This is a genomic window from Phormidesmis priestleyi BC1401, from assembly GCF_001650195.1.
Taxonomy (GTDB): Bacteria; Cyanobacteriota; Cyanobacteriia; order Leptolyngbyales; family Leptolyngbyaceae; genus Phormidesmis_A; species Phormidesmis_A priestleyi_B.
Map to the genome: position 1 here is coordinate 1 of NZ_LXYR01000099.1, position 9,127 is coordinate 9,127.

General features: G+C 53.9%; 8 protein-coding genes. 7 read left to right on the forward strand and 1 reads right to left on the reverse strand.

Going from position 1 to position 9,127, the window contains the following annotated elements:
• The 7 genes from A8707_RS24810 to A8707_RS24845 form a co-directional block, all read left to right on the forward strand.
• The coding region (locus tag A8707_RS24810) for a DDE-type integrase/transposase/recombinase (RefSeq protein ID WP_156518841.1) at nt 1–219 on the forward strand (219 nt) is incomplete at its 5' end.
• A 237-nt stretch (nt 220–456) separates the two neighbouring features.
• Nucleotides 457–1,854 carry a sugar porter family MFS transporter gene (locus A8707_RS24820; RefSeq protein ID WP_068819974.1) on the forward strand — a complete coding sequence of 466 codons (1,398 nt, stop codon included), beginning with the start codon at nt 457–459 and terminating at the stop codon, nt 1,852–1,854.
• A 48-nt stretch (nt 1,855–1,902) separates the two neighbouring features.
• Nucleotides 1,903–2,901 (forward strand): slipin family protein, encoded by a 999-nt coding sequence (locus tag A8707_RS24825; protein ID WP_082906501.1) that lies wholly within the window; start codon nt 1,903–1,905, stop codon nt 2,899–2,901.
• A 239-nt stretch (nt 2,902–3,140) separates the two neighbouring features.
• On the forward strand, nt 3,141–3,371 hold the full coding sequence (locus A8707_RS24830; RefSeq protein WP_068819976.1) for a hypothetical protein: 231 nt from the start codon (nt 3,141–3,143) through the stop codon (nt 3,369–3,371).
• Between the two features lie 233 nt (nt 3,372–3,604).
• On the forward strand, nt 3,605–5,800 hold the full coding sequence (gene glgX, locus A8707_RS24835) for a glycogen debranching protein GlgX (protein ID WP_068819978.1): 2,196 nt from the start codon (nt 3,605–3,607) through the stop codon (nt 5,798–5,800).
• Entirely contained in the window at nt 5,800–6,990 is a 1,191-nt protein-coding gene (locus tag A8707_RS24840) for an acetate/propionate family kinase (RefSeq protein ID WP_068819980.1), read from the forward strand. Before glgX ends, A8707_RS24840 begins: the two co-directional genes overlap by 1 nt.
• A gap of 111 nt (nt 6,991–7,101) precedes the next feature.
• Nucleotides 7,102–8,919: a plasma-membrane proton-efflux P-type ATPase gene (locus tag A8707_RS24845; RefSeq protein ID WP_231948460.1), complete on the forward strand. Its 1,818-nt coding sequence runs from the start codon at nt 7,102–7,104 to the stop codon at nt 8,917–8,919.
• Here A8707_RS24845 and A8707_RS24850 read toward each other — a convergent pair.
• On the reverse strand, nt 8,909–9,127 hold a 219-nt coding region (locus A8707_RS24850; protein WP_156518841.1), incomplete at its 5' end, for a DDE-type integrase/transposase/recombinase. The genes A8707_RS24845 and A8707_RS24850 overlap by 11 nt on opposite strands.

The following is a 9,127-nucleotide window of genomic DNA, read 5'->3' on the forward strand; positions in this document are numbered from 1 at the left end:
AGCAAGTACCTGAATAACATCATCGAGCAGGATCACCGCAACATCAAGCGATTGACAAAGCCAATGATGGGATTCGGCTCATTCAACACAGCGAGACGAACCTTGAGTGGCATCGAAGCGATGAGTATGATTCGCAAAGGACAAGTGAAGGGAGTCAGCAAAGGGGACAGTGTATCTCAAGCGAAGTTTATCGAAGAACTGTTCGGAATTAGCGCTTAACGGAATGCGAACGAGATACTTCGTTTGTCACTAAAAAGTATTTGCGACACAACCCGATTTGCTGCTGTTCCATGAATACTTTCATGGCGATACGGGATTTGGGTTAGGAGCCAGTCAGCAAACGGGGTGGACAGCTCTGGTTGCCAAACTGATTCAGGAATTGAATGATTCATAATTCTATTCCCAGTTGGAACAAACGCTGTTGTTTTGATGAATTTCACCTTAAGGAAATTTGACATGGCAAAGATATCATCCCCTTCTCAATCCAGCCCCTCCGGGGCGAAACACCATATTTCAGGGTTTGTGATCGTGGTCTGTGCGATCGCAGCCATCGGTGGTTTGTTGTTTGGCTACGATACGGGCGTTATTTCTGGGGCCATTCTGTTTATCAAACAACAGTTTGTCCTGGATTCCACTATGCAGGAATTCACCGTCAGTGCTGTGCTGATTGGTGCTGTGCCCGGGGCTGCCCTGGGGGGGATTTTGGGCGATCGCTTTGGTCGGCGCAACATGATTATGCTGGCTGCGATTATCTTCGGTGTGGGTGCCCTGGTGACCGCCTTGACTCCCAACCTGGATCTTTTGATCTTTGGGCGGATTATCGTCGGGGTTGGCATTGGGATTGCTTCGTTTATTTCCCCCATGTATATCTCGGAAGTAGCACCCAAAAGTATTCGTGGCACTCTCGTGTTTCTGAACCAGTTGGCTCTCACAATTGGGATTCTGTTGGCTTACTTGGTGGATTACCTCTTCATCAAGGTTCCTGACGGCTGGCGCTGGATGCTAGGGCTGGCGATTGTTCCTGCTCTAGCTCTGGGAATAGGAATGCTGAAAATGCCGAACAGTCCTCGCTGGCTGGTGATGAAGAACCGGGGTGGACAGGCCCGCACTGACCTGAGCAAAATTCGAGGCACCCAAAACGTTGATGCAGAGCTTCAAGACATTCACCAGAGTCTGGCAACAGGAGGGTCTTCTAGCTGGGCAGACTTGCTCAAGCCTGCGCTGCGACTCCCTCTAGTGATTGGGATCGGCTTAGCCATCTTCCAGCAAGCGACGGGCATTAATACGGTGATCTACTACGCCCCGACGATTCTGAAATTCTCTGGCATCGATTCCAACGCGATCTCGATTCTGGGAACTACGGGGATCGGTGTCATCAACGTCATCTTTACGATCATAGGAGCCTGGTTGGTGGATCGGGCTGGCCGTCGTCCTCTGTTATTGACCAGTCTAAGCGGCATGGCGATCGCTCTGGGTCTGCTGGCGATCGCCTTCCAACTACCCCAGTTAACCTCTTCTCTGGGCCTTGCCGTGGTGTTGATCCTGATGCTGTATGTGGCATCCTTTGCGATCGGATTGGGACCAGTGTTCTGGTTATTAATTTCCGAAATTTATCCCCTGCATATCCGTTCCAAGGCGATGAGTGTAGCAACCGTTGCCAACTGGGGGGCGAACCTGATTGTCGCCGTGACCTTCCTCTCGATTGTGAAGTCTCTAGGTCGTCCCGGCGCGTTCTGGCTTTATGCGGCATTGACGGTAGCTTCGGTGCTGTTTACCTATTTCCTGGTGCCTGAAACCAAAGGTCGCACGCTGGAACAGGTTCAGGAGGAGCTAAAAAACCATCATCTGCATTAAATTCTGCGGTTATCAAATTCAATTGTCTAAATCATTGAGGTCATTGAAATGAAAACAATCAACTCTCATCCATTATCTAGCGATCAAATTCAAGCGGGATCGATCGCGAGTGCGTCCCAAAGCCCAGGAGACTCGTTCTTAGCTGTGGACAACTCCGTCCCCCATTACGCGACTAGCCCCTTCCTTCTTTTAGTCATCATTCTTGGTCTTGGCGGTGTGTTAGCTTCAACTCTTTTTAGCGCTATTAAGGTAGTGAATGAGTGGGAAAGATTAGTGGTCTTGCGGTTAGGAAAATTCCTCGCTCTCAAGGGACCAGGACTCGTTTTCATTATTCCGATGATCGACACGATACCTTACCGGATTGACACTCGTGTGATTACCACTTCTTTCCAGGCGGAGAAGACTCTGACGAAGGATACAGTGCCAGTTGATGTAGATGCCGTCCTGTTTTGGAAGGTTGTCGATCCGAAGAAAGCAGCCCTAGATGTTGCGGACTATACAAGCGCGATTAGCTGGGCATCCCAAACGGCTCTGCGGGATGTCATCGGCAAGACCATGCTATCGGACATGTTGGAAGGCAGGGAGAAAATCAGTAAGGATTTGCAGAGAATCATTGACGATCGCACCGAGTCATGGGGCATCAACGTGATTTCGGTGGAAGTGAAGGATGTCCTGATTCCTGCTGCCTTAGAAGATGCGATGTCAATGCAGGCACAGGCGGAACGAGAACGGCAGGCGCGGGTGATTCTCGGTGATTCTGAGCGACAGGTGGCAGAAAAGTTTGGGGAAGCTGCCAAGACCTATATCAACAATCCGGTCGCACTGCATTTGCGGGCAATGAATATGCTCTATGAAGGATTGAAGAGCAATGCCACGATCGTCATGGTACCCAGTACGGCGTTAGACACGATGCAACTCGGCGGTCTGGCTGGGATGACTGCCATGACGATGGGGTTGGGACAGGAGCATATGCACAAAGAACCGGAAAGCGCGATCGACCATCAAATCGACAATAAACAGACAGTCAATGGCGGCGTAGGGCTGTAGAGCCTTGATGGTGCGTTGCGTTCAGCCACTGGCGAGTGTCTTTGAGGGGAAGGTGTAAGGCAACGAGGGCGAATGGAGCGTGCAAAAGAGCTTTTCTGATTCATTGCCATCAGATTCAGAGGATGGCTTAAAAGCGATACGTTGCGATCGAAGCTGCCCCTAGCCCCAAAACTTGGGGGATTGAGGGGGCGAATGGAGCGTCTTTGGCACTTCTCAGATATCCTCTCAGGGAAAAAGCGATGATTGAAGACAAAAATAATCCCAAGTACAACATCATCGAAATCTTACAAGTCCCAGCGCCACAACCACTCAACCTGATTGCCCACGGGTGGGAGAAGGTGGCATACCTGGGGGCGTTTTTAGTCCTTACCCTGATCATTCTGATTACCGGCTATCTCAGCAAGCGGATTGAACACACTCTTGTGCTTGCGTTTATGCTGAGCCTCATTCTGATTGCGCTTTTAACCTAGGAATCCGGTTTGCTTTCTGAAGGAATTTTGAGGCAGAAGTGCTACCAGATAAGCCTTTCAGTCTCGGTATGCTTTCAAATTTCAAATCGGAACGCTATCGCTTTTGAGAGATTGGCAGATTTAATCCTGGGTTGATCGGTTGATCTTTTAATCCTGGGTTGATCGGTTGATCTAAAAATGATCGTCCAGTGGGAGATCTATCCCATCTATTGCAATTGGCTACCGATCGACCTATGGCAACGATGATGAAAGAGCCTCAGCGCGAACTGCACAACTATATCGCGGCGATCGCCGCCCGCGCGGACGTGCGGGTGGGTTCTCCATTGCCGTTTGGCACTCAGGAAACGGGAGGAGGGGTAAATTTCGCGCTTTTCAGCCGAGATGCCAGCCGCGTTCGACTCGAATTGTTTGACCATCCTGAAGATGCCGTGCCTGCCCGGTCAATCGACCTGGATGCCGCGTGCCATCGTACTGGCGATGTCTGGCACGTTTGGGTGAAGAGCATCAGTTCCGGTCAATGCTATGCCTACCGCGTGGATGGTCCTTACGCACCCAGTGAAGGGCAGCGGTTCAATTTCCATCGATTGCTCCTCGATCCCTGTGCGATCGCAATTTCGCAACTGCCTCCGTGGGATTTTGCCGCAGCATGTGGCTATGACCCCTTGGCACCAGAGCAGGACTTAGCATTCTCAACTGTGGACAATGCTGGGTCGATGCCCAAAGGTATCTTCCTCAACGAGTCCTTCGAGTGGCATGGTGACCAACCACCCCGACATCCGTGGTCGAAAACCATTATTTATGAGGTGCATGTGCGGGGCTTTACCATGCATCCCACGTCGGGCGTGGAGCATCCGGGCACCTACCGGGGGCTGATGGCAAAGATTCCCTATCTTAAAACCCTGGGCGTGACTGCTGTGGAATTGATGCCTGTCCAGGAGTTCAATGACGCGTCTATCCCGCGCCGCAATCCCCAAACAAACCAACCGCTCCGGAATTACTGGGGCTATGATCCGGTGGTTTTCTTTGCCCCCAAAGCGTCCTATAGCAGTGCAGGTGGCTTGGGGCAGCAGAAGCTGGAGTTTAAGGAAATGGTGCGGGCGTTCCACCAGGCAGATATCGAAGTGATTCTGGATGTCGTATTCAATCACACGGCAGAGGGTAACGAACTGGGTCCAACGCTCTGTTTTCGCGGCATGGCTAACGCGATCGCCTACACCCTGGAAAGCGACAAACGCCACTACAAGAACTATACGGGCACGGGCAACACCGTTAACGCTAACCATCCGGTCGTGCGGGATCATATCCTGGCGGCGTTACGTCATTGGATGGTCGAGATGCATGTGGATGGTTTCCGGTTTGACCTGGCATCGGTGCTCGGTCGGGACGAAGCTGGCAACTTGCTCGCCAATGCACCGCTATTGGAACGGATTGCCGAAGATCCCATCTTAAGAGACGTGAAGATCATTGCGGAGGCGTGGGATGCCGCTGGTGCGTATGAGGTGGGTAGCTTTTCAGAGCGGCGCTGGTCGGAATGGAACGGTCGCTACCGAGACGATGTGCGGCGGTTCTGGCGGGGCGATGAGGGGATGCTGGGTTTGTTTGCTAGCCGCCTCTGTGGTAGTGCCGACATCTATACCCGATCGGGCAAAGGGCCCGATAGCAGCATCAATTTCGTCACCTGCCACGATGGCTTTACGCTCAACGATCTGGTGAGCTATCGCACCAAACATAATGAAGCGAACGGCGAGCATAACCAGGACGGGACCAACGCCAACTTCAGCGATCACTACGGCGTGGAAGGCGAGACGACGGATGCGGCGATTACGTCCATCCGAAAACGCCAGATCAAGAATTTCCTGCTGACCCTGCTGGTCTCGCGTGGTGTGCCGATGTTGCTCGGTGGGGACGAATTGCGGCGCACGCAGGGCGGCAACAATAACGCCTACTGCCAGGACAACGCCACGAGTTGGCATGACTGGAGTGGCTTGGCACAACACCAGGAGATTTTTCGCTTTACCCGTGGACTGATCGCTTTTCGCAGTGCCCATCCGATTCTCAGTCAGGAGCAATTCTATACCGATGCCGAGATCCAGTGGTTTGCGCCCCAAGGCGGCTTGCCCCACTGGTTCGACCCGCAGGCAAAGCAGGTTGCCTGTCTCATCCCTGAAGCGGCACAGCACGCACTTTGCCTGTTGTTCAATGCTGGCACCGATGCTGTGGCTTTCAGGTTGCCCCCAGCACCACCTGGGACTCGGTGGCATCTAGCCGTCGATACCGCTGGCAAAGCGCCCCACGATCTGTTTGCTGTGGGGAAGGAACCGCTTTGGGACGATCCACAAACCTATCCCCTCAGCCCCCGATCGAGTGTCATCCTGCTGGCTCGATGCCTACCTGAGCAACCATCGCCGATCGCCGTAACGGAGTCCTAATGAAACCAGAAAAACCCCAGATCCTGACAATCAATGGCGGCTCATCGAGCATCAAATTCGCGCTGTTCGAGTCTGGCGACTCTCTCCAACGGCTGCTAGAGGGTGGGATTGAGCGCATTGGGTTACCAGATGCGACCTTGCAGGTCAAAGGGTTAAATCCGGCAGATAACCTTTCGCGGTCGATCGCGGCAGCGGATCACACAGTGGCAGTCGGCACTCTCATGGATTGGCTGGAGGGACATTGTGGGCGTGAGACCTTGACGGCGGTGGGGCATCGCATCGTGCATGGAGGACCGACGTATAGCCAGCCCCAGCGCATCACTCCGGCAATGCTTGAGGCATTGCGCCGGATCAGCCCCTTCGACCCTGAACATCTGCCGGAAGAAATCCGGTTGACCGAGGCGTTTCATCACCGTTTTCCAGACCTGCCCCAAGTTGCCTGTTTCGACACGGCGTTTCACCATGACCTGCCGCGCGTCGCCCAGCTGTTACCCATCCCACGCCGTTACGAAGCACAGGGCGTGCGACGGTACGGGTTTCACGGGTTGTCCTATGCGTTCCTGATGGAAGCACTGTCCCGCCTGGACGGAACAGCAGCACACGGTCGGGTGATCCTCGCTCACCTGGGGAATGGCGCGAGTCTGGCGGCGGTGCATGACGGCAAACCCGTGGACACCAGCATGAGTTTTACCCCAACCGCTGGAGTGCCGATGAGTACCCGTTCCGGCGATCTCGATCCGGGGCTGGTAGGGTATTTGGCGCGCACCGAACACATGAGCGCGAAGCAATTCAATGCGATGGTTCATTTTCAGTCTGGGTTGCTCGGGATATCCGAAACCAGTGCCGATATGCGTGACTTGCTCGATCGTGAACTGCAAGATGTGCGGGCGGCTGAAGCGATCGCGCTGTTTTGCTACCAGGTGAAGAAATGGATCGGTGCGTTTGCAGCGGCATTGGGTGGCGTGGACACCTTGGTGTTCGCGGGTGGCATCGGGGAGCATGCACCCACCGTCCGCAGCCGGATTTGCGATGGCTTAGGCTTCCTGGGCATCGAACTCAACGAAGGGCGCAATGTGGTGAATGCGGACGTGATTTCGATGGCGACCAGCCGGGTGCCTGTCCGCGTGATTCCCACGGATGAAGCATTGATGATCGCCAAGTCTGTGTGTCGTGTTCTCAATCTGGGCTGAAAAAGCAGCTTGAAACTCTGTGATCTTGCAACCCTGTGATCTTGAAACTCTGTGACAAAAATTCATTCCCCGTCACCATTCCATCAAATAAATGCTAAAGGAATACCCATCATGAAACCCGTTGCCGATCGACCCAAAACGCCCGATTCAAAGCCCAATCCAAAGCCCGATCCGAAGGACGATCTGAAAACCCTGCCGATGGATCAACTAGAGGCAAAACTAGAGTCTTCACCAGAGGGTCTCAGTCAAGACGAGGCGAGCAAACGGCTGACCCAGTATGGACCCAACGAGATTAAAGAAAAGAAAACCAACCCATACCTGAAATTCCTCAGCTATTTTTGGGGACCGATTCCTTGGATGATCGAGGTGGCAGTGATTCTGTCCGGTGTGGTGAGACACTGGCCGGATTTTTTCATCATTCTGCTGTTACTGGTTTCCAATGCCGTCGTCGGCTTCTGGGAAGAACACGAGGCGGGGAATGCGATCGCCGCCCTGAAGGCCAAGCTGTCCGTTAAGGCGCGGGTGAAACGGGATGGCAAGTGGGTCACGCCACCGTCGCGTGAATTGGTGCCGGGGGATGTCATCCGCTTGCGTATGGGCGACATTGTGCCAGCGGATGCGCGTCTCCTAGAGGGTGACTCTGTGGAGGTGGATCAGTCGGCGCTAACAGGTGAATCGTTGCCCGCTACACGCAAATCTGGCGAAGCGGTCTTTTCTGGCTCGATCGTGCGTCAGGGTGAAATGGGGGCGATCGTCTATGCCACGGGTGAGCAGACCTACTTCGGCAAGACGGCGCAACTGGTGCAAACGGCACACACCACGAGCCACTTTCAAAAGGCGGTTTTGAAGATCGGCAACTACCTGATTTTCCTGGCGCTGGCGCTGGTGGCGTTGATTGTGACCGTCGCGATTTCCCGAGGCGATCCGCTCCTCACTACCTTGCAGTTCGCGCTGGTGCTGACCGTGGCGGCGATTCCGGTGGCGATGCCGACCGTGCTATCGGTGACGATGGCAGTGGGGGCGCGCCTCCTCGCCAAGAAACAGGCGATCGTGAGCAAGCTGGTGGCGATCGAGGAATTGGCAGGCGTGGATATGCTGTGTGCGGACAAGACGGGCACGCTGACCCAAAACAAACTGACGCTGGGTGATCCGTTTTGCGCGAACAATATTTCCGCCGAGCAAGTGATTCTCAATGGGGCGCTGGCATCACGCAGTGACAACAACGACACCATTGATTTAGCCGTTTTGGATGGACTAAAAGACAAGGATGCGTTAAACGCCTATGAGGTTGTTCACTTCACGCCGTTCGACCCGGTGCATAAACGCACGGAAGCGACTGTGAAGGGCACGGACGGCAAAGCATTCAAAGTGACGAAGGGTGCGCCGCAGGTGATTCTAGCCTTGACCGACCAGGCTAAGCAAGGAAAAGCCACTGACAAAAAGGCAGTCGAAAAGGCAGTCAACGACTTCGCGGCGCGCGGCTTTCGGTCATTAGGCGTGGCGAGATCGGAGGGTGACGATCCCTGGCAGTTTGTGGGGGTACTGCCCTTGTTTGATCCGCCCCGAGACGATGCCAAGACCACGATCGCGACCGCACGCAAGATGGGCGTTCAGATCAAGATGGTCACGGGGGATGCCCTCGCGATCGCGCAGGAAACCGCTAAGAAATTGGGTCTGGGCACGAACATTCTCGATGCCAGCAGCCTGGGTGATACGAAGCAGCAGGCGACGGCTGAGGCTACGGAGTCGATCGAGAAAGCGGACGGTTTCGCCCAGGTGTTCCCTGAACACAAGTTCCACATTATCGATGTCCTGCAAAAGCACGGACACATCGTTGGGATGACGGGCGATGGTGTGAATGATGGGTTGTGTCGCAAATACTTTTTAGTGACAAACGAAGTATCTCGTTCGCATTCCGTTAAGCGCTAATTCCGAACAGTTCTTCGATAAACTTCGCTTGAGATACACTGTCCCCTTTGCTGACTCCCTTCACTTGTCCTTTGCGAATCATACTCATCGCTTCGATGCCACTCAAGGTTCGTCTCGCTGTGTTGAATGAGCCGAATCCCATCATTGGCTTTGTCAATCGCTTGATGTTGCGGTGATCCTGCTCGATGATGTTATTCAGGTACTTGCT

Coding starts and splice junctions, on each gene's coding strand:
- A8707_RS24820 (WP_068819974.1), top strand. CDS start 457: ATGGCAAAGATATCATCCCCTTCTCAATCCAGCCCCTCCGGGGCGAAA.
- A8707_RS24825 (WP_082906501.1), top strand. CDS start 1,903: ATGAAAACAATCAACTCTCATCCATTATCTAGCGATCAAATTCAAGCG.
- A8707_RS24830 (WP_068819976.1), top strand. CDS start 3,141: ATGATTGAAGACAAAAATAATCCCAAGTACAACATCATCGAAATCTTA.
- glgX (WP_068819978.1), top strand. CDS start 3,605: ATGGCAACGATGATGAAAGAGCCTCAGCGCGAACTGCACAACTATATC.
- A8707_RS24840 (WP_068819980.1), top strand. CDS start 5,800: ATGAAACCAGAAAAACCCCAGATCCTGACAATCAATGGCGGCTCATCG.
- A8707_RS24845 (WP_231948460.1), top strand. CDS start 7,102: ATGAAACCCGTTGCCGATCGACCCAAAACGCCCGATTCAAAGCCCAAT.